The sequence below is a fragment of the Mesorhizobium sp. B4-1-4 genome, from assembly GCF_006439395.2.
Lineage (GTDB): Bacteria > Pseudomonadota > Alphaproteobacteria > Rhizobiales > Rhizobiaceae > Mesorhizobium.
On sequence record NZ_CP083950.1, the window covers coordinates 4,053,579 to 4,073,791 of the forward strand.

A 20,213-nucleotide genomic window follows, 5' to 3' on the forward strand; every position below is an offset into this window, starting at 1 on the left:
CTCCACCCTACCAGTGCGGGGGTTTGGTCACCGGCACGTCTGACCCCGCTTGCTCCTCGAGCGCCAGGAAACGCTCGGTCAGCGCGTCGAGCTTACGCTGCATGCGCTCTATCACCGTCCACTGCTCGGCGATCTGGCCCGACAGTTCCTCGATGGTCTTTTCCTGCTCGGCGGCGCGGATTTCCAGCGTCGTCAGCCGGTCGGCAGGCGTGGTCATGCAAAGTCCCCAGTTTATACCGCGATGCCTTGCGCCGCGGTTTCAATTCGGCTTCGCCATACTAGCGAATGTGAGAGCTTCGGACACGTTCGAAATTGACAAGCGCGCGCGGATTTGTCGAGAGTGGACGCTGCTCCGGCCAATTGGCATGGGCGGAGCGTCATGCTAGGCATTTTGACCAAGCGATAAAAAAATAAGAGTGGGAAAGGCTGCATGGCGCAAGCCGCAATCGAACTGATCGGCATCAACAAGAGTTTTGGCGCCGTGCGTGCCAACCGCGACATCAATCTGGAGATCGCGCGCGGCACCATCCACGGCATCGTCGGCGAAAATGGCGCCGGCAAGTCGACGCTGATGTCGATCCTCTACGGTTTCTACCAGGCCGACGGCGGCGAAATCCGCGTCGGCGGCAAGCCGGCATCGATCAAGACGCCCAACGACGCGATCGCGCTCGGTATCGGCATGGTGCACCAGCATTTCATGCTGGTCGACAATTTCTCGGTGCTGGAGAACATCATTCTCGGCGCCGAAAACGATGCGCTCTTGAAGAGCAGCATCGCCAAGGCGCGTTCCGAGCTGGAGCGGCTGGAGCGCGAATACGGGCTGGAAGTCGATCCCGACGCGATCATCGAGGAACTGCCGGTCGGCCTGCAGCAGCGTGTCGAAATTCTCAAGGCGCTCTATCGCGGCGCCGAGATCCTGATCCTCGACGAGCCAACGGGCGTGCTGACGCCTGCCGAGGCCGATCATCTGTTCCGCATCCTCAAGCAGCTGAAGGAACAGGGCAAGACGGTGGTTCTGATCACCCACAAGCTGCGCGAGATCATGGCCATCACCGACACCGTGTCGGTCATGCGCCAAGGGACGATGGTAGCGACCCGGGAGACGAAGAAAACCACCGTCGAGGAACTGGCCGAACTGATGGTCGGGCGCCGTGTGCTTCTGCGGGTCGAAAAGGGCGAAGCGGAAGCCGGTGCCGTCAAGCTCGCGGTCAAGAACCTGACGGTCAGGGATTCCCGTGGCGTCACCATGGTCGACGACATCTCCTTCGACGTGCGCGCCGGCGAGATCGTCGGCATCGCCGGCGTCGCCGGCAACGGCCAATCCGAGCTGCTCGAGGCGATTTCCGGCATCAGACATGCCGTTTCAGGCTCGGTCATGCTCGACGACAAGCCGATCGACCTGACGGGCAAGGCCGATCCCGGCGAATTGCGCGACCGCGGCCTCGCGCATGTGCCGGAGGACCGCCATCATGTCGGGCTGGTGCTGGCCTTCGAGGAGAACGAGAATTCCATTCTCGGCTATCACGACGACCCCCGCTATCTCAAAGGGCCATTCCTCAATGTCGACGCCATCATGGCCGATGCGAAGGACAAGATCGAGAAATACGATATCCGTCCCGGCAATCCGCGCCTGAAGACCGCCAATTTTTCAGGCGGCAACCAGCAGAAGATCGTGCTGGCGCGGGAGATGGAACAGGATCCCGGCGTGCTGATCGTCGGCCAGCCGACGCGCGGCGTCGATGTCGGCGCCATCGAATTCATCCACAAGCGCCTGATCGCCATGCGCGACCAGGGCAAGGCCGTGCTGGTGGTGTCGGTCGAGCTCGACGAAATCCGCTCGCTCTCCGACCGCATCCTGGTGATGTTTGCCGGCCGCATCGTCGGCGAACGCGGCCCCGAAGCCACCGAAGGCGAGCTCGGCCTGCTCATGGCCGGGGTCGAGCAGGAGGCCGCCGCATGAGCACGCCTTACGCCAAATTGCCGGCCTGGGCCGACTATGGGCTGATCCCGCTGATCAATCTGGCCGTGGCTTTCATCGTCGCCGGCTTCGTCGTGCTGTTGGTCGGCGAAAATCCGTTGCGTGCCGCCGTCATCCTGGTCGAGGGCGCCTTCGGCAAGGGAACAGGCATCGCCTTCACTCTCTTCTATGCCACCACCTTCATCTTTACCGGGCTCTCGGTGGCGGTGGCCGCGCATTGCGGCCTGTTCAACATCGGCACCGAGGGGCAGGCCTACATCGCCGGTCTCGGCATCGCCATCGTCTGCCTGTCCTTCGACAGCGCGCTGCCCTGGTGGCTGACATTTCCGCTGGCCATCGTCGCTTCCGCGCTTGTAGGCGCGTTGTGGGCGCTGATCCCGGCCTATCTGCAGGCCAAGCGTGGCTCGCACATCGTCATCACCACCATCATGTTCAACTTCATCGCCGCCTCGATCATGGTCTACCTCCTGGTGGGACCGTTAAAGCCGGCCGGTTCGCAAGCCCCGCAAACCCGGAACTTCCTTGCCGGAGCCGAACTGCCCAAACTCAACTGGATCATCGAGCTGTTCGGCGCCAAGATCCGTTCGGCCCCGCTCAACGTCACCTTCCTGCTGGCCTTGGTCATGGCCTTCCTGGTCTGGCTGCTGATCTGGCGCACCAGGCTCGGCTATGAGATGCGCACCTATGGTCACAGCCCGAAGGCGGCGCGCTACGCCGGCATTTCGGAGACCCGCATCATCATCACCGCGATGATGATCTCGGGCGCGCTTGCCGGCATGATGGCGCTCAATCCGGTGATGGGCGACCAGCACAATGTCGCGATCGACTTCGTCTCCGGCGCCGGCTTCGTCGGCATCGCCGTGGCGCTGATGGGGCGCCTGCACCCGGTCGGCATCGTGCTGGCGGCGATCCTGTTCGGCATGCTCTATCAGGGCGGCGCCGAACTCGCCTTCGAGATGCCGGCGATCAGCCGCGACATGATCGTCATCATCCAGGGATTGGTCATCCTGTTCGCCGGCGCGCTCGAACATATGTTCAGGCCTTACATCCAGGCGCTGTTCGCCTCGTTCAGCCCACGGTCGGTCGGCATGGAAGCGGTCAAGGGAAAGGGCGCCTGAGATGGACGTGTTCAACGCGATCGTCCAGACATTGGACTCGACCATCCGCCTCTCGGTTCCGCTGCTGCTGGCGTGCCTTGCCGGCCTCTATTCGGAACGCGCCGGCATCTTCGACATAGGGCTCGAAGGCAAGATGCTGGTTGGCGCATTCGCGGGGGCGGCCGCGGCGTCGGTCTTCCACTCGGCCTTGCTCGGCCTCGGCATGGCCATCCTGATCTCGGTCGCCTTTGCCATGGTGCACGGCTTCGCCTCGATCACCCATCGCGGCAACCAGATCGTTTCGGGCGTGGCGATCAATTTCATCGCCGCCGGATCGACCATCATCCTCGGCCAGGCCTGGTTCCAGCAGGGCGGACGCACGCCGGCGCTGCAGCCGGGCGAACGGTTCGAAGCGATCGTCTGGCCTGGCGCCGATGCCGTCAGGGATGTGCCGATCATCGGCCCGATCTATGCGGAGTTGATCTCCGGTCATTCGCTGCTGGTCTACCTCGCCTTCCTTATGGTGCCCTTCACCTGGTGGGTGCTGTTTCGCACCCGCTTCGGCCTCAGGCTGCGCGCCGTCGGCGAAAATCCCGCCGCCGTCGACACCGCCGGCATTTCCGTCGCCTGGCTGCGCTACAGGGCGCTCATCTGCACCGGCATCCTCACCGGCGTCGCCGGCGCCTATCTGTCGATGGTGCAGAATGGCGGCTTCGTGAAGGACATGACCGCCGGCAAGGGCTACATCGCGCTGGCCGCGCTGATCTTCGCCAAGTGGAAGCCGGTCAACGCCATGTTCGCCTGCCTTCTGTTCGGCTTCCTCGACGCGCTGTCGATTCGCTTGCAGGGCTCGCCGCTGCCCATCATCGGCAAGGTGCCGGTGCAGTTCATGCAAGCCCTGCCCTATATCCTCACCGTCGTCCTGCTCGCCGGCTTCATCGGCAAGGCGATCCCGCCCCGCGCCGGCGGCGTGCCCTATGTCAAGGAGCGCTGAGCGAACGGAATCCACTGGCGGGCGGCTTTTGAACGAGATCGTGGGAGAGAACAACTGAATGTCGCATGATCTGTTCGAAGCGGCCAAGGCCGCCATGGCCAAGGCCTACGCGCCCTATTCCAAGTTTCCCGTTGGCGCCGCCTTGCGCACTGAAGATGGGCGCGTCTTCACCGGCGCCAACGTCGAGGTCGCCTCCTATCCGGAGGGCTGGTGCGCCGAAACGACCGCGCTTGGCCACTACATTATGGGCGGCGGCGGCAAGATCGTCGAAATCGCCGTCCTTGCCGAACGCATAGCCAAATGCACGCCTTGCGGTGGCTGCCGTCAGCGGCTGGCCGAATTCTGCCGCCCTGAAACCAAGCTCTACCTCTGCGACGACACGGGTGTGGCCGAGACCGTGACCATGGGCGACATGTTCCCCTACGGCTTCCGCGGCGACATTTTGAAGTGAAGCGCTGGCTGAAATGAAGCATCTGCTGAAACCACGGGCTGGCTGAAATGACGGAAAAGGCGCTGGACCATCTCATCGAAAGGCTGGACGGCCTGGCGCCGTCGACCGCGCTGGTGCTGGGTTCGGGGCTCGGCGTCCTTGTCGAACGGATCGAGAACCCGATCCGCGTCTCCTATGCCGACTTGCCCGGCTTTCCCAGGAGCGGCGTCAGCGGCCATGCCGGTGAAGTGGTGGCCGGTCTGTTCGCCGGCACGCCGGTGCTGATGCTGTCCGGCCGCGCTCACTACTACGAACATGGCAACCCAGCGGCGATGCGGCCGGTGCTGGAAGTGCTTGCCGGCATCGGCATCACAAAACTGATCCTCACCAATGCCGCCGGCTCGCTCGATCCGGACATGCCGCCGGGCTCCGTCATGCTGATCACGGACCACATCAACTTCTCCGGCACCAACCCGCTGATCGGCGAGCCGAGCGACCGCCGCTTCGTCGGCCTGACCGAAGCCTATGATGCCGGCATCCGCAAGGCGATCGAGCGCGCGGCGGACGCGACCGGCACCGCTCTGCACAAGGGCGTCTATATGTGGTTTTCCGGGCCGTGTTTCGAAACACCGGCCGAAATCCGCATGGCGCGCATCATGGGCGCCAACGCGGTCGGCATGTCGACCGTGCCGGAAGTCATTCTGGCCCGCTTCCTTGGGCTGCGGGTCGCCGCCTGCTCGGTCATCACCAACCTTGCCGCCGGCATGACCGGAGCCGAACTTTCGCACCAGGAGACCAAGGACATGGCGCCGGTTGGCGGGTCACGGCTGGCAACGGTTCTTCAGCGCGTGTTCCGCGATAGGCTCCTGGAGAACTGATGCTTCCGCAGGAAATCATCCGCCACAAGCGAGACGGCCAGAGGCTCTCGGCTCGCGAAATCGCCGCCTTCATCGACGGCGTGACGTCAGGTGCCGTCACCGATGGCCAGGCCGCGGCTTTTGCCATGGCGGTGTTCTTCAACGGCATGAACCGGGACGAGGCCGTGGCATTGACACTGGCCATGCGCGATTCCGGCGATGTGCTCGACTGGTCGGACCTGCCCGGCCCGGTCACCGACAAGCATTCGACCGGAGGTGTCGGCGACAATGTCTCGCTGATGCTGGCGCCGATCGTCGCCGCCTGCGGCGCCTATGTGCCGATGATCTCGGGGCGTGGCCTTGGCCATACCGGCGGCACGCTGGACAAGATGGATGCGATCCCCGGCTATATCAGCCAGCCCGACATTGCATTGTTTCGCCAGGCGGTACTGGAAACGGGCTGTGCCATCATCGGCCAGACCGCCGACCTCGCGCCGGCCGACCGCCGGCTCTACGCGATCCGCGACGTGACCGCCACTGTGGAATCGGTGCCGCTGATCACCGCCTCGATCCTGTCGAAGAAGCTGGCCGCCGGCCTGGGCTCCCTGGTGCTCGACGTCAAGGTCGGCAATGGCGCCTTCATGGAGAAATCGCGCGATGCGACCGCGCTCGCCAACAGCCTGGTCGAGGTCGCCAGCGGCGCCGGGCTGAAGGTCTCGGCGCTGATCACCGGCATGAATGAACCACTGGCCTCGGCTGCCGGCAACGCCGTCGAGGTGCGCAACGCCGTCGACTTCCTGACCGGCCGTCTTCGCGACCGGCGGCTGGAGGACGTGACCCTGGCGCTGGCGGCCGAAATGCTGCAGTCGGCGGGACTGGTGTCGTCCAACCAGGATGGCATGCGGCGCGCCACCGAGACGCTCGCCAGCGGGCGCGCCGCCGCCACCTTCGCCCGCATGGTGACGGTGCTCGGCGGCCCCGCGGATTTCATCGAGAGGCCGGAAAAATATTTGCCGGAGGCGGCAACGGAATTCGCGGTCAAGGCGACGACACAGGGTTTCGTCACAAGCATAGCCGCCCGCGATATCGGCCTTGCGGTGGTTGGTCTGGGTGGCGGGCGCACCCGGCCCGACGACAAGATCGATCCCACCGTCGGCATCACCAGGCTGCTGCCCATTGGCGCGGAAGTACAAGCCGGAGATGCGCTGGCGCTGATCCATGCCCGCTCCGCGTCCGATGCCGAGGCGGCAGCAGCGGCCGTGCTTTCGGCCTATGCGATCGGCGCTTCGAAACCGCCCGCGGACAAAACCGTCATCCGGCGGATCCTGCCTCGCGGTTAACTACTGGACGAGGAGCAGGGAGCCGTTTTCGACCTGGTATTTCTGGAGCCGCGTGAGGAAACTCATGCCTATGAGATTGGTTTGAAGCGCCTTGTCGTCGAGCACGACCGCCTGGACGTCTTCCACCTGGATGGCGCCGATCTGCAGCCGATCGACCGTGACCACGGCAGCCTTGATCGTGCCGTTGGCGGTGTTGACCTGGCGCGTGAAATCGGAAGGGCTCAGCGACAGGCCGATCCGGCGGGCGGTCGAGGTGTTGATGGCAACCAGCGTCGCACCGGTATCGATCATGCCGTCGACCTGACGACCATTGAGCTTGAACTGCGATGTGAAGTGTCCGCGCGCGTCCGCCTCGACCATGAACTTGCGGCCCAGCGGTTGCGCTGCAGCCGGCTTGTCCGGCATCGCCGCCAGTTTCAGGTCCGGCTGGGTCTCCGTGGCCGGCTTGGCGGTAATCGCCGATTTCAGCAATCCCTCGATAAGCTGGGGATTTGACTGATAGATCATCGGGATGGATGCGGCTATTCCGGCGGACGCACCAAGAATGAGAAGTGTACGCAGCATCGGTCAACCTTTTGAGGGCTGATCCTTAGTCCGGACATGGTGTTTGGCGCTTTAACGCTCTCCGAAACCGCGCCCTTGCGTAAACAATCGGTAAACCTGGTTGCGGCTTTGAGCAATTCCAGGAAAGTGCACAGCGGTTTTCCGTCCGGAATTGCGGAAATCAAAGGCAAAAGCGGGTCAACGATTCAATCGAACGCTGAACCGCTTCGACAGCTGCTATTTCGTCCCGTACATACGGTCGCCGGCGTCGCCGAGCCCAGGCATGATATAGCCCTTCTCATTGAGTTGGCGGTCGATGGAGGCGGTGAAGACCGGGACGTCCGGATGCGCCTTGGTGAAACGCTCGATGCCTTCGGGCGCCGCCAGCAGGCACAGGAAGCGGATGTTGGTGGCGCCGCGCCCCTTCAACTTGTCGATCGCCGCGATCGCCGAATTGGCGGTCGCCAGCATCGGATCGACGACGATCACCAGCCGGTCGGCGAGATCGCTCGGCGCCTTGAAGAAATACTCGACCGCTTCCAGCGTCTCGTGGTCGCGGTAGAGGCCGATATGGGCGACGCGAGCCGCGGGCACCAGGTCGAGCAGGCCTTCCAGCAAGCCGTTGCCGGCTCGCAGCACCGAGGCAAAGACCAGCTTCTTGCCCTCCAGCGTCGGCGCTTCCATCTCCTCGATCGGGGTCTCGATGGTGGTGGTGGTCAGTTCAAGGTTGCGGGTGACCTCGTAGCCGAGCAACAGTGATATCTCGCGCAGCAGCCGCCTGAAGCCGGCCGTCGAGGTCTCCTTCTTGCGCATGATGGTCAGCTTGTGCTGGACAAGCGGATGATCGACGACGGTGACGCCCTTCATGATGTGCTCCGACGTGGTGGTTCGCGGTGAGTGGTTGAATAGTGAGTAGTGAATAGTGAGCCGATTTGCGAGTCCCCGCCTGAGGGAAAGCGCCGGCCTTCAACCGCTCCATGCGTGCATGGCCAAACTGCCCACTACTGACTACTCACTATCGCGATCACCGAACCTTCGCGTCCAGCCGACCCAGCAGCATCGCCTTGGTCTTCCTGTCGACGAAGGCCGCTTCGATAGCGGTTCTGGTGACCGCCGCCAGCGCCTTTTCGCTCATTGAAAAATGCTCGGCGGCGATATCGTATTCGCGCTTCAGCGAGGTCCAGAAATAGGGCGGGTCGTCGGAATTGAGCGTCACCTTGCAGCCGGCGGCCCGCAGGGCGGGAAATGGATGGTCGGCAAAACTGTCGAACACCTTGAGCGCGATGTTGGAACCGGGGCAGCATTCCAGCACGACGCCCTCGTCGGCAATGCGCCGGACAAGCTCCGGGTTCTCGATGGCGCGCACGCCGTGGCCGATGCGAGAGGGGCGGATGTGGTCGAGCGCCGCCTGTACGGTCTCCCAGCCTGTCAGTTCGCCGGCATGGACGGTTATGCCGAGCCCGGCTTCGCGGGCGATCTCGAAAGCCCTGACATAGTCTTCCATGTCGCCTATCCGCTCATCGCCGGCGACCCCAAAGCCGGTGACCAGCGGATGACCGCAGCGCGCCGCGAAACGCGCCGCCTGTTCGATCGACTCGACGCCAACATGGCGCACGCCGGTGACGATCATGCGGCCCTCTATGCCGGTCTTGGCCTTGGCGCGCAGCATGCCTTCGCCGAGCGCGTCGGTATAGGCCTTGGGCGACAGCCCGGCTTTCGTCGCATGGTCGGGCGAGGTGAAGACCTCGGAATAGATCGCCCCGTCGCGGGCGAGGCTGGTCAGATAGTGGTCGGCCAGCCGCGCATAGTCCTCCTCGGTCCGGAACAGATCGGAGGAGAAATCGTAGGCCGCGAGAAAGGAGGTGAAATCGTGCCAGACGAAGGAACCGTTCTCGATATAGGGCGAGGTATCCTTGCCGTATTTCTGCGCCTGGCGGATGACGAGTTCGGGCGCCGCTGCCCCTTCAATGTGGCAGTGCAGTTCCGCTTTCAAAGGCATTCAAACATCCCGTCGGTCAGTCCAGGTGTTGAAAACCCACCACCTGGAAGCGCGGCTGAACACCGCGCCTTAAACAATAGCGCCCGCACCATCGATCGGCTATGGTCCCGCCGGTTTTATGACGGATCAAAAAAATGTCAGTTGAGAGAACCACGGCCGCGGGCGGCATGGAAACCTCCTATGGTTTCAAACGTGTAGGGGAAGGCGAGAAGCAGTCCCTGGTCAACGATGTTTTCCACAAGGTCGCCAACCGCTACGACCTGATGAACGACCTGATGTCGGGCGGCCTGCACCGGCTGTGGAAGGATGCCATGGTCACCTGGCTCAATCCGCCCAAGCGGCCGGGCTGGCGTGTGCTCGATGTCGCCGGCGGCACCGGCGACATCGCTTTCCGCATCGTCGATGCCAGCCACGGCCACGCCCATGCCACCGTGCTCGACATCAACGGTTCGATGCTCGCCGTCGGCCGCGACCGCGCCGAGAAGAAAGGCCTATCCGGCAACACCGATTTCGTCGAGGCCAATGCCGAGGAACTGCCCTTCGCGGATGCCACATTCGACGCCTACACCATTGCTTTCGGCATCCGCAACGTGCCGCGCATCGATGTCGCCCTCGGCGAAGCGTTCCGCGTGCTGAAGCCTGGCGGCCGGTTCCTGTGCCTGGAATTTTCCGAGGTCGAGATGCCGCTGCTCGACAAGGCTTACGAAGCCTGGTCGTTCAACGCCATTCCCAGGATCGGCAAGATGGTCACCGGCGACGGCGAGCCCTATTCCTACCTGGTCGAATCGATCGCGAAATTCCCCAACCAGCCGAACTTCGCGGCAATGATTTCCCGCGCTGGCTTCGAGCGTGTTTCCTTCCGCAACTATTCCGGCGGCATAGCGGCCCTGCATTCGGGCTGGAAGCTTTGAAGCCGTCGCATATCTACCCCGCTCGATGCGCTCTGTGCCGGTTCAACGGATCGGCGGGGCGAGCGCAGCCATGAGCACGGTCAGCGCAGGATTTCGGCTCATGCGGGCCGGCTGGGTGCTGGTGCGCGAGGGCGTCGTCGCCGCCTTGCCCGGCGAGGAGTTGTCCGGCCTGCCGAAATTCGGCTGGCGGCTGGCGCGGCTGTTCACCCGTCGCCGCGCGCTCGCCTATCAGCGCAGTGACCGGCTGGCCAAGGCCGTGGTCCGGCTCGGCCCGTCCTATGTGAAGCTTGGCCAATTCCTGGCGACACGGCCCGACGTCGTCGGCAATGACATGGCGCTCGACCTTGCCATGCTGCAGGACAAGATGCACACCTTTCCGAGGGCCGAGGCGATCGCGGCCATCGAAGCGTCGCTCGGGCGCAAGGTGGCCGATCTCTACGCGCAATTCGGCGACCCGGTCGCCGCCGCTTCCATCGCCCAGGTCCACGCCGCCGAAACCCTCCACGAAGGTGCTGCCAGCAAGGTGGCGGTGAAGGTGATCCGGCCGGGCGTGCGCCGCCGCTTTTTTCACGACTTGGAAAGCTATTTCCTCGCCGCCCGCCTGCAGGAAAGATACATCCCCTCGTCACGCCGGCTGCGGCCGGTTCAGGTCACCGAGACGCTGGCGCAAACCACCAAGATCGAGATGGACCTGCGCCTCGAAGCCGCGGCACTCTCCGAACTTGGCGAAAACACCAGGGATGATCCCGGCTTCCGCGTACCCTATGTCGACTGGGAACGTACCGGCCGCGACGTGCTGACCATGGAATGGGTCGAAGGGGTCAAGATGAACAACATCGCCGGCCTCGAAGCCGCCGGCCACGACCTGAAGGCGATCGCCGCCAATCTCGTCCAGTCGTTCCTGCGCCATACGCTGCGCGACGGCTTCTTCCATGCCGACATGCATCCCGGCAATCTGTTCGTCGAAGCGAATGGCACCATCGTCGCCGTCGATCTCGGCATTGCCGGCAGGCTCGGCAAGAAGGAGCGCCGTTTCCTCGCCGAAATCCTCTACGGCTTCATCATGCGCGACTATCTGCGCGTCGCCGAGGTGCATTTCGAGGCCGGCTATGTGCCGCGCCAGCACAATGTCGCGGCCTTCGCACAGGCGATCCGCGCCATCGGCGAGCCGATCCACGGCCAGCCGGCCGAGACAATTTCGATGGCCAAGCTTTTGACGCTGCTGTTCGAGGTGACCGAACTCTTCGACATGGCGACAAGACCGGAACTGATCCTGCTGCAGAAGACCATGGTGGTGGTCGAGGGCGTGGCGCGTACGCTCGATCCGGTCTTCAACATGTGGAAGACGGCCGAGCCGGTGGTCAGCGGCTGGATCGCCGGGAATCTCGGCCCGCGCGGCATGATGATCGATGCGCGTGATGGCGCCAAGGCGCTGCTGACGCTCGCCCGCCAGGCGCCGGAGCTTGCGGCGCGCACTGATCGGCTGTCGCGAGAGATCGATCTGATGGCCGAGCACGGGCTGCGCTTCGACGAAACCACCGCCCGCGCCATCGGCAAGGCCGAGGCCCGGTACAGCCGTTCGGGCCGCGTCGCGCTGTGGGTAATCGCGCTGACACTGGTCTATATTGCCTGGAAGCTGATCTAGCTCCGCCGCGTCAGCACTGTCCGTAGCTTGCTGCGATATGATTGCATTGCTATCATTGCTATCGGAAGATGAGCAGAGCGCAATCACATGGCAAGCATCACCATTCGCAACCTCGGCGATGAGGTCAAGGAACTGCTGCGCCGACTGGCGGCGGAAAACGACCGTTCCATGGAAGAGCAGGCACGAGTCATGATCCGGGCCGCGGTTGACGGGCAGGCCCTGCCGACCGGTCGCCTCGACCAGATTGAGAAAGCCCTGCACGACCTGGCCGCCTCACAGGGCTCGACGGCCCCGGCCATCGCAACGGCAGCCAGGATTTCTGCCCGCGGCAGTCTCTCCGGCAAGCGCATCCTGCTCATCATCGGCGGCGGCATTGCAGCCTACAAGGCGCTGGACCTGATCCGGCGGCTGCGCGAGCGCGGTGCCGCGGTGCGGGTGGTGATGACGTCAGCCGCGCGGGAGTTCGTCACCACGCTGTCGGTCGGCGCGCTTTCGGCAGATCATGTCTTCACCGAACTGTTCGACCGCAATGACGAGCATGATGTCGGCCACATCAGGCTGTCACGCGAGGCCGACCTGCTGGTGGTGGCGCCTGCGACCGCCGACCTGATGGCCAAGCTTGCCAATGGCCACGCCAACGACCTCGCATCCACCGTGCTGATCGCCACCGACAAACCGGTGCTGATGGCACCGGCCATGAACCCGAGGATGTGGGCGCATCCTGCGACGCGGCGCAACCGCGCCACGCTGGCCAAGGACGGCGTTGCCTTTGTCGGCCCGGCCAAAGGCGAGATGGCTGAGAGCAATGAGGCGGGCGAAGGCCGCATGGCCGAACCGCTGGAGATCGTCGCCGCGATCGAGGCGCTGCTCGATCTCAGTCCGAAACCTTTGGCTGGCAAGAAAGTCATCGTCACTTCCGGCCCGACGCATGAGCCGATCGACCCGGTGCGCTACATCGCCAACCGTTCGTCCGGCAAGCAGGGCCACGCCATCGCGGCGGCACTGGCAAGACTGGGCGCCGATGTGCGACTGGTCTCCGGCCCGGTCGCCATTGCCGATCCGGCCGGCGTGAAGACCATTCGCGTCGAGCGCGCGCAAGAGATGCGCGATGCGGTGGAGCAGCTTTTGCCTGCCGACGCCGCGGTCTTCGTCGCTGCCGTTGCCGACTGGCGCTCCGAAAATTCGGCCGGCGAAAAGATCAAGAAGGTGGCGGGCGAAGGGCCACCGGTGCTTCGTATGGTGGAGAACCCCGACATCCTTGCCGGGGTCGGCCACCACAAGCAGCGACCCGGCCTGGTCGTGGGCTTCGCCGCCGAGACGCAGGACCTTTTGCGCAATGCCGAGGCCAAGCTGAAGAAGAAAGGCGCCGATTTTATCGTCGCCAACAACGTCTCGCACGAAAGCGGCATCGGCCCTTCAGGCGTCATGGGCGGCGATCGCAACCGGGTCCGGATCGTCTCGAAGACCGGCGTCGAAGAGTGGCCCGAAATGACCAAGGACGAGGTGGCGGCACGGCTCGCCACCCTGATCGCCGAGCGCCTCAAAACGATCGTCGTCTAACCAGGACGCGCGACGCACGCACCGCCTGCCGCTCGACGGTGGCCAGGCGATGCCTCAGCTTCGCCGGTCCGGAGACCCTCTCCCCGTCAATTGGCCAAAAGCTCCGCCGTGCGGGCAAGAGCCCCGCCGAAGCCGTTGAGCGGAACGGAAAAGCTCACCTGCTGTCCCGTGTCGGCCGCGAAAGCGTCGATCTTGAGCGTCGTGCCCGACTTGAGCAGCGGCGTGACGTTGGCATCGAATGCCACAGGCACGAGGCAGCCGACCACCTGACAGGTGTTGAACGGCAGGCTGCCATCGAGTTTCTGGTCGTCGACGGTCAGGGTGACGCCCTTGGCGAGCGCGAGGCCAAACGGCAGGGCAAGGGTTCCGCTCGCGTCGTCGCCGCTCTTGCTCGACAGCTCGATCGCCAGCAGACGCTGGTTGCTCTGCTTGTTGAACTGCTGATGCGACAGGCTGCATACTTTGGCAGTGCCCGATACCTGGCAATTGACCGTCCAGTCGCCATGGGTTTCAGACAAGGCCGACGCGCCGCCAGGCAGTTGCGGCGCACTGGCGGCGGCATTTGCGGCCGGAGCCGCCTTGTCGCCCTTCGTTTGCGCCGCCATGGCCGGCAGACCAGCTATGCAGGCCGCACCCAGCATCGCCACAAGATACGCGTACTTTCTCATCAAGACCCCTCCCGCCCGACCCCGTCTCGAGCCAGCCTGGAAACTGACCTTGAGACACGCGCTGACTGCGTTCTGTTTCACGCCGTTGTATCTGACAGACAGGCCGACGCCATTGACGCCATTCAGCTCGAGGCCGGCGCCGACCGATAGAGCGGCGAACCGACCGCTTCCGTCAAGTACAATGCGGGGTTGCCGGGCAGATTCTCCGCCGCGGCAAAGCGGCCTTCGATCTCCCATGCCTTGTTCGAGAACTCCGCCTCGGCCATGGCATCGCCGGACAAACGTCCTATATATGAAGGATGAATAGCATCTTTGGCAGGAATGAGCGGATGTCAGTACATCGACCATCGATGTTTTTTGCATCGGCGGTGCTGGCGGCGGTGGTGTTGGCCGGCGTTGCTGTGCCTGCTTCCGCGCAAGCACTCAACCCCGCTGCCAACGGCAACGCGCTGATCCAGCAGAACGATCTGCAGACGTTGCAGAACCGGGTTCAGCGGGAGCAATTTCAGCAACAGCAACAGCAGTATCGGGCCCAGGACCGCGTGATCGTCCAGCAGCCGCCGCCGGTAGTGCCGAAGGTCAGGCCAACCTGCCAGACGCAGATAATCGGCAACACAGCTGTGAGCACTTGCCGCTGACGGGTCGGTATCTCCTTTTATTTAGCCGACTTAGATGGTAGGGGCGCTCTAGTGCCCCCCTTGCGGCGGTTTGGGTTTTGCAAAGGCGCCGCATCACGCTATGGGGGCACTGCACCGACTGGATTTTACGAATGGCAGCCACCAAGAAAAAGGCCGTGCGCAAGGCCAAGAAAGGCGAGAGAATCCGCCAGGTCGCCGCGGTCCCCTTTCGGCGGAACGCGCACGGCGATATCGAGGTGATGCTGGTCACGTCGAGAACGACGAGACGCTTCATCGTGCCCAAGGGTTGGCCGATGAAAGGCAAGAGCGGACGCAAGGCAGCCACCATCGAGGCGCAGGAGGAAGCCGGCGTGCTTGGCAAGACGCTGAGAGAGCCGGCAGGCTCCTATTCCTACTGGAAGCGGCTGGCCAGCCACTTTGTCCGGGTCGACGTCATCGTCTATCTGCTTGAAGTGACGGAAGAGCTTGCCCACTGGCAGGAGGCCAAGCGGCGGCAGCGGGCATGGCTGGCGCCGGCCGACGCGGCGATGCTCATCGACGAACCGGATCTGTCGACGCTGGTGAAGACCTTGAAGCTTCCCGAGCCCGCGCCACTCGACCAGGTATAGGCTTCACGCACCAGCCTCATCCTCCTCCGGAAACGGCCGCGCCGGTGTGCCTGCATAAGCCCACAGCCATTCGCGCGGCAACGGGCCCTTGTTGCGCTCGGCTTGCTGCGATTGTTCCCAGGCATGCGCCAGGATGCCGGCAGAGCGCGACAGCACGAAGAGCCCGCGCGTCAGCGGCGGCGGAAAGCCGAGTTCGCCATAGATGACGGCCGTGGCGCCGTCGATGTTGAGCGGTATTCTTTTGCCTTTGCGCCGCGCGACGTCAGCCTCGAGGCCTCGGCAATCTCGGCGAAACGCCCCTTGACGACACCACGCGCGGCAAAGTCGCGGGTCAGTTCCAGCAGGCGCGGCGCGCGTGGATCTACCGGATGGAAGCGATGGCCGAAGCCCGGCACATAGCCCTTCTCCTCGGCGAAGAAGCGGTCGAGCCATAACGAGACGGCATCTTGGAGCGTCGCCTCACCATCGAGCGCCACCGCGATGTCGCCATAGAAAGAAAGCGCCTGTTCGCCGGCGCCGCCATGCACATCGCCGAGCACGTTGATGGCCGAAGCCATGGCGCTGTTGACGCCGACGCCGCAGGTCGCCACCATGCGCGCGATGGCGATCGACGGCGCCTGCGGTCCGTGGTCGACGGCCGCGCCCCAGCGCAACACCCAGCAGTGCCGCCTGGTCCTCGCTGGGCAGTTCGCCGCGCAACATCAGCCAGATCATCGCCGGGAAGCTGACGCGGCCGATCAGGTCCTGGATTTCATAGCCGCGCAGCCGGATCACGCCGGGACTCATCTCGATGAGCCGGTCTGCCACCATTCCTCGCCGCGTTCGCGGCCAGTCTTCTTCTCCTCGCCGCTCATGCCCGTGCTTTCGCCTTGGCACGTGGCGGCAGCTGGGCGAAGATCTCGTCAATATGCTCGCCGAGCGCCGGTGGTGGCCTGGTCGGCAGCGGCGCTTCGCCATCGACCATGAACCCGCCGCGCAAGACGGTCAGCGGTCTGTCCACGTCAGGCACATCCTCGAAACGCGCGGTTACCTGGCGTTCGAGCACTTGCGGCTCGGCCAGCACTTGCGGGATGGTCAGTACCCTGCCCGCCGGCACGCCGGCACGATTGAGCGTCTTTTCCCAGGCCGCCGCCGAGGTACCTGCCAGGGCCTCCTCGATCTCGGTTTTGAGCACCGTGCGGTTCTTTTTGCGCGTCTCGCGCTCGGCGAAACGCGGATCCGAGGCCAGGTCCGGCCGCCCGATCAGCCGGCAAAGCGTCACGAACTGCTCCTGCTTGTTGGCGGCAATGTTGAGCAGTCCCTCGCCGGTGCGGAAGGCACCCAAGGGCGCCGCCGTCATGTTCTCATTGCCCATCGGCTTGGGGTCGACCCCTGCCGTGAGATAATTCGATACCGGCCAGCCAAGGGCGGAAAGCGTGCATTCCAGCATCGACACGTCGAGGAAGGCGCCCTCGCCCGAGGTCTTCTGTTTGACCAGCGCCGAGGCGATGGCGAAAGCGCCGACCGACCCGCCCAGCGTATTGGCGACGGGATAGCCGACGCGCACGGGCGCCGTTTCCGGCGTGCCGGTGATGCTCATGATGCCCGACAGGCCCTGGATGATCTGGTCATAGGCGGGATTGTCGCGCATCGGCCCGGTCTGGCCGAAACCCGATATCGCGCAATAGACGACGCCGGGACGGACCGCCTTCAGCGCCTCATACCCAAGGCCGAGTCGATCCATCACGCCGGGCCGAAAATTCTCCACCAGCGCATCGGCGCTGGCAACCAGGTCGAGGAAGCGCTCGCGATCGGCCTCTTTCTTCAGATCGAGCACGACAGATCGTTTGCCGGCGTTCTGCGCCAGGAACGAGGCGCCCATGCGGCACTGTTGAGCTTCGGCGAACCACCGAGCTGGCGCGCCAGGTCGCTGCCTTGTGGGCCTTCGACCTTGATCACATCGGCCCCCAACAGGGCCATCTGATAGGCGCAAGCAACGGACGTCTTATGCGTTGAAGAAACGCAGCGTCGACGCGCGTGCTGGGGCCGGCCAGCGTCAAGGCGCCTAGCAAAACGCGTCCCGGTCCGAATACCGGCGCCGAGACTCCAGGCGGCGGCTCGCGCCACTCGTGCCTTCGGCGAGGATGCCTCCATGCTGGAGCAAGCCAGCCTCGCGGCGGAGGCTCAGCCCTAGGTCGTTCGGTTGCGACCCAGGCAAGATGGCCGATAAGCCTCAAATACAAACTGATTCAATTCGAAGCAGTTGCCTGACGTTGCGTAATATTCGGCCGCCATGGCAAGAATCGCCGCCACAAACAGGGGAAAGTATTTATTTGCTGTTAAGCCCGCCATGATAACCGGATCGTTGTCGCCAGCCGAGCGACATGCGGGAAACAACATCGTCTCAACCGGTGAATGAAACAGTCGGACAGACGCGCTGACAGGATCATGGCAAGCCCATGAGGATTCGATGAAGCTGTCACCCATTGATGCGAGTTCCCGTCTTCTCGGACTCGTATGGCCCTTCGTCGCCGTCGTCCTCATCCAGGCGCTGGTGGCCAGCCTCAGCCTCTACACCCTTTCGGCGGTTCGTGCTTATGTCGGCGGCGAGAGCCAGTGGTCGAAGGGCCAAAAGCACGCTATCTATTTTCTCAGCCTCTATGCCGACACCGGCAACGAGGACTTCTTCAGCGAGTATCGCGCGGCGATCGCCGTTCCGCTGGCTGATCGGTCGGCCCGCCTGGCACTCGAGCAATCTCAGCCCGATATCGAAGCCGCGAGCATCGGTTTCCTGCAGGGTGGAAATCACGTCGACGATGTCCCCGGAATGATCTGGCTGTTCCGGGATTTCCGTGGTTTCAGCTATCTCGATGCCGCCATCCGCCATTGGACGGCCGCCGACGCCATGATCCTCGCCATCCAGCGGCTCGGCGGCACGATGCACGAGACGCTGAGCAAGGGGCCGGCATCTTTGGCCGAGATCAGCGCCTGGAAAACGCAGATCCACCAGCTCGACCGTGAGATCAGCCCGCTTTCCAAGGCCTTCTCGGAAAGCCTCGGCGAAGGTTCGCGCTTCATCAAGATGCTGCTCACCTTTGCCAATCTCGTCACCGCCGCCTTGTTGATACTGCTTGCCGTGTGGCGCACGCGCAAACTGCTCGCGCAGCGTCAGGCCTTCCAGCTGGCGCTCAATACCGAACGCGAGCGCGCCCAGATCACCCTGGCTTCGATTGGCCAGGCCGTCATCAGCACCGGCCCTGACGGGCGGCTGGATTACATGAACGCGGTTGCCGAGAAGCTGCTGGCTTGCCCGTTGGGCACAGCCAGGGGCAAGCCGATCGCATCCTTGTTTCGCCTGGTGGACAAGGACACCAGCTTTGAAGAATCGCAACTGGTCGAGCACCTTCTGGCCGGCGACCCGCGTCGTTCCAGCGCCCGTCCGCAATTGCTGCGGCGGCCGGACGGCTCCATTGTTCCCGTCGCGCTGACCGGCGCGCCCCTGCTCGTTTCCGGCGAAGTGGTCGGCGCGGTGCTCGCCTTCCACGACATGACGCGGGAAGAGGATTATATCGAGCGGCTTTCATGGCAGGCCTCGCATGACGCGCTGACCGGGCTCGCCAACCGGCGCGCTTTTGAAAGCCGGCTGGAAAGGACGATCGTCGACTTGCAGGGGCAGGCCCGGCAGCACGCCTTGATGTATCTCGATCTCGACCAGTTCAAGCTGGTCAACGATACCTGTGGCCATGCCGCCGGCGACCAGTTGCTGCGCCATATTTCCTCGGTGTTGACCAACGAATTGCGGTCCGGCGATGTGCTGGCCCGGCTGGGCGGCGACGAATTCGGCGTGCTGCTGATCGATTGCGAGGCCGGCACTGCGGCCGACATCGCCGAAAGGCTGCGCGCGGCCGTGCAGGATCTGCATTTTTCCTGGGATAACAGGCCCTTCAACACCAGTGTCAGTGTCGGCATGGTGCAGATCGCCAATGCGCAAGCGACGATCGAGGAGGTTCTGCGGGCCGCAGATGTCGCCTGCTACATGGCCAAGGAGAAAGGCCGCAACCGTGTCCAGATCCACAGCGACGGCGACATGGCCTTGCGCGAGCGTTTTGGCGAGATGGCCTGGGTGCAGCGCCTGCACATCGCCCTGGAGCAAAATCGCTTCAGGCTTCATGCCCAGGAGATCTGGCCGCTCAACGACGACGTCGCCGAGGCTGGCGCGCATATCGAGATCCTGTTGCGGCTGACCGACGAAGACGGCAGCTTCGTCACCCCGCAGAGCTTCATTCCCGCGGCCGAGCGCTACGGCCTGATGCCGTCGATCGACCGCTGGGTGGTGCGCAACACGTTCCGCATTCTGGCCGCACGGCAAGCCGATGCGCGCATGGCGCCGATCACTACATGCGCCATCAACCTTTCCGGAGCGACGTTCGGCGACGAAACGTTCCTCGATTTCCTGCGCGAGCAGTTCCTCGTCCATCGCATTTCGCCTGCGATGATCTGCCTGGAGATCACCGAAACCAGCGCCATCGCCAATCTCACCAATGCCATGCGCTTCATTGCCGATCTGCGCGGTCTGGGCTGCCGTTTCGCGCTCGACGATTTCGGCTCCGGCATGTCGTCCTTCGCCTATCTGAAGCACCTGCCGGTCGACTATCTCAAGATCGACGGCAGCTTCGTCAAGGACATGCTAGACGACCGCATCGACCGCGCCATGGTCGAGATGATCCATCACATCGGCAAGGTCATGGGCAAGCGCACCATCGCCGAGTTCGTCGAAAGCGACGGCATCGTCGCGGCCCTGAGGACGATCGGCGTCGACTATGCCCAGGGCTATGGGATCGCCAGGCCACAGCCTTTCGACAGCTCGACGGTGCTGCGCGGCCCGGACATCGCTTCAGCCGCGGCGGCTGCGGCAGATCCGTGGGCCGATCTAGCGCAGAAACTGCACCGCAGAGCCGGCTGAAAC

General features: G+C 63.9%; 20 protein-coding genes and 1 pseudogene. 12 read left to right on the top strand and 9 right to left on the bottom strand.

The window, feature by feature from the left end:
* Positions 1 to 7 precede the first annotated feature (7 nt).
* Positions 8 to 217, bottom strand: coding sequence for a SlyX family protein (locus FJW03_RS19400; RefSeq protein ID WP_140609592.1), 210 nt, complete (start codon positions 215 to 217; stop codon positions 8 to 10).
* 213 nt (positions 218 to 430) lie between these two features.
* Here FJW03_RS19400 and FJW03_RS19405 point away from each other — a divergent pair, with 213 nt between their 5' ends.
* The 6 genes from FJW03_RS19405 to deoA are packed head-to-tail and all read left to right on the top strand — an operon-like array spanning position 431 to position 6,696.
* The gene (locus FJW03_RS19405; protein WP_140766715.1) at positions 431 to 1,960 is read left to right on the top strand and encodes an ABC transporter ATP-binding protein; all 1,530 of its coding nucleotides are present in this window, start codon (positions 431 to 433) and stop codon (positions 1,958 to 1,960) included.
* Complete coding sequence (locus FJW03_RS19410) at positions 1,957 to 3,096, top strand: ABC transporter permease (protein WP_140766716.1); 1,140 nt, start codon at positions 1,957 to 1,959, stop codon at positions 3,094 to 3,096. The genes FJW03_RS19405 and FJW03_RS19410 overlap by 4 nt, the downstream gene beginning before the upstream one ends.
* Before the next feature lies 1 nt (position 3,097).
* Positions 3,098 to 4,069 carry an ABC transporter permease gene (locus FJW03_RS19415; RefSeq protein WP_140766717.1) on the top strand — a complete coding sequence of 324 codons (972 nt, stop codon included), beginning with the start codon at positions 3,098 to 3,100 and terminating at the stop codon, positions 4,067 to 4,069.
* Between the two features lie 58 nt (positions 4,070 to 4,127).
* Positions 4,128 to 4,520 carry a cytidine deaminase gene (gene cdd / locus FJW03_RS19420; protein ID WP_140766718.1) on the top strand — a complete coding sequence of 131 codons (393 nt, stop codon included), beginning with the start codon at positions 4,128 to 4,130 and terminating at the stop codon, positions 4,518 to 4,520.
* Positions 4,521 to 4,567: 47 nt separating this feature from the next.
* The gene (locus tag FJW03_RS19425) at positions 4,568 to 5,377 is read left to right on the top strand and encodes a purine-nucleoside phosphorylase (RefSeq protein ID WP_140766719.1); all 810 of its coding nucleotides are present in this window, start codon (positions 4,568 to 4,570) and stop codon (positions 5,375 to 5,377) included.
* Positions 5,377 to 6,696 carry a thymidine phosphorylase gene (gene deoA / locus FJW03_RS19430; RefSeq protein WP_140766720.1) on the top strand — a complete coding sequence of 440 codons (1,320 nt, stop codon included), beginning with the start codon at positions 5,377 to 5,379 and terminating at the stop codon, positions 6,694 to 6,696. Before FJW03_RS19425 ends, deoA begins: the two co-directional genes overlap by 1 nt.
* On the opposite strand, the gene FJW03_RS19435 is transcribed toward deoA, so the two are convergent.
* The 3 genes from FJW03_RS19435 to FJW03_RS19445 all read right to left on the bottom strand — a co-directional run bounded on the left by FJW03_RS19435 (position 6,697) and on the right by FJW03_RS19445 (position 9,238).
* Positions 6,697 to 7,260, bottom strand: a complete 564-nt coding sequence (locus FJW03_RS19435) for a TIGR02281 family clan AA aspartic protease (RefSeq protein ID WP_140766721.1) — start codon at positions 7,258 to 7,260, stop codon at positions 6,697 to 6,699.
* Between the two features lie 216 nt (positions 7,261 to 7,476).
* Positions 7,477 to 8,106 (bottom strand): uracil phosphoribosyltransferase, encoded by a 630-nt coding sequence (upp, locus tag FJW03_RS19440; RefSeq protein WP_095199484.1) that lies wholly within the window; start codon positions 8,104 to 8,106, stop codon positions 7,477 to 7,479.
* Between the two features lie 157 nt (positions 8,107 to 8,263).
* Positions 8,264 to 9,238, bottom strand: a complete 975-nt coding sequence (locus tag FJW03_RS19445; RefSeq protein WP_140766722.1) for an adenosine deaminase — start codon at positions 9,236 to 9,238, stop codon at positions 8,264 to 8,266.
* Positions 9,239 to 9,372: 134 nt separating this feature from the next.
* Between FJW03_RS19445 and ubiE the strand changes: the two genes are divergently transcribed.
* From ubiE to coaBC, 3 genes are all read left to right on the top strand, one after another.
* Positions 9,373 to 10,149 carry a bifunctional demethylmenaquinone methyltransferase/2-methoxy-6-polyprenyl-1,4-benzoquinol methylase UbiE gene (gene ubiE, locus FJW03_RS19450; protein ID WP_140766723.1) on the top strand — a complete coding sequence of 259 codons (777 nt, stop codon included), beginning with the start codon at positions 9,373 to 9,375 and terminating at the stop codon, positions 10,147 to 10,149.
* A 70-nt stretch (positions 10,150 to 10,219) separates the two neighbouring features.
* The gene (gene ubiB / locus FJW03_RS19455) at positions 10,220 to 11,794 is read left to right on the top strand and encodes a 2-polyprenylphenol 6-hydroxylase (RefSeq protein WP_140766724.1); all 1,575 of its coding nucleotides are present in this window, start codon (positions 10,220 to 10,222) and stop codon (positions 11,792 to 11,794) included.
* A gap of 87 nt (positions 11,795 to 11,881) precedes the next feature.
* Positions 11,882 to 13,354 (top strand): bifunctional phosphopantothenoylcysteine decarboxylase/phosphopantothenate--cysteine ligase CoaBC, encoded by a 1,473-nt coding sequence (coaBC, locus tag FJW03_RS19460; RefSeq protein WP_210240617.1) that lies wholly within the window; start codon positions 11,882 to 11,884, stop codon positions 13,352 to 13,354.
* A gap of 86 nt (positions 13,355 to 13,440) precedes the next feature.
* On the opposite strand, the gene FJW03_RS19465 is transcribed toward coaBC, so the two are convergent.
* On the bottom strand, positions 13,441 to 14,022 hold the full coding sequence (locus tag FJW03_RS19465; RefSeq protein ID WP_140766725.1) for an invasion associated locus B family protein: 582 nt from the start codon (positions 14,020 to 14,022) through the stop codon (positions 13,441 to 13,443).
* A gap of 122 nt (positions 14,023 to 14,144) precedes the next feature.
* Positions 14,145 to 14,288 (bottom strand): hypothetical protein, encoded by a 144-nt coding sequence (locus tag FJW03_RS19470; RefSeq protein WP_226890410.1) that lies wholly within the window; start codon positions 14,286 to 14,288, stop codon positions 14,145 to 14,147.
* Between the two features lie 33 nt (positions 14,289 to 14,321).
* On the opposite strand from FJW03_RS19470, the gene FJW03_RS19475 reads away from it, so the two are divergent.
* Positions 14,322 to 14,660 (top strand): hypothetical protein, encoded by a 339-nt coding sequence (locus FJW03_RS19475; protein WP_140764731.1) that lies wholly within the window; start codon positions 14,322 to 14,324, stop codon positions 14,658 to 14,660.
* Between the two features lie 131 nt (positions 14,661 to 14,791).
* A complete protein-coding gene (locus tag FJW03_RS19480) occupies positions 14,792 to 15,268 on the top strand; it encodes an NUDIX hydrolase (RefSeq protein ID WP_140609145.1) in 477 nt (158 codons plus the stop codon).
* A gap of 3 nt (positions 15,269 to 15,271) precedes the next feature.
* Here FJW03_RS19480 and FJW03_RS19485 read toward each other — a convergent pair.
* From FJW03_RS19485 to FJW03_RS19495, 3 genes and pseudogenes are all read right to left on the bottom strand, one after another.
* Positions 15,272 to 16,122 (bottom strand): annotated as a pseudogene (locus FJW03_RS19485) (citryl-CoA lyase).
* Positions 16,119 to 17,129 carry a CaiB/BaiF CoA transferase family protein gene (locus tag FJW03_RS19490; protein WP_264296481.1) on the bottom strand — a complete coding sequence of 337 codons (1,011 nt, stop codon included), beginning with the start codon at positions 17,127 to 17,129 and terminating at the stop codon, positions 16,119 to 16,121. Before FJW03_RS19490 ends, FJW03_RS19485 begins: the two are co-directional and overlap by 4 nt.
* Positions 17,130 to 17,437: 308 nt before the next feature.
* On the bottom strand, positions 17,438 to 17,734 hold the full coding sequence (locus FJW03_RS19495) for a hypothetical protein (RefSeq protein ID WP_181173259.1): 297 nt from the start codon (positions 17,732 to 17,734) through the stop codon (positions 17,438 to 17,440).
* Between FJW03_RS19495 and FJW03_RS19500 the strand changes: the two genes are divergently transcribed.
* Positions 17,718 to 20,210 (top strand): EAL domain-containing protein, encoded by a 2,493-nt coding sequence (locus tag FJW03_RS19500; RefSeq protein WP_140764729.1) that lies wholly within the window; start codon positions 17,718 to 17,720, stop codon positions 20,208 to 20,210. The genes FJW03_RS19495 and FJW03_RS19500 overlap by 17 nt on opposite strands.
* Positions 20,211 to 20,213 lie beyond the last annotated feature (3 nt).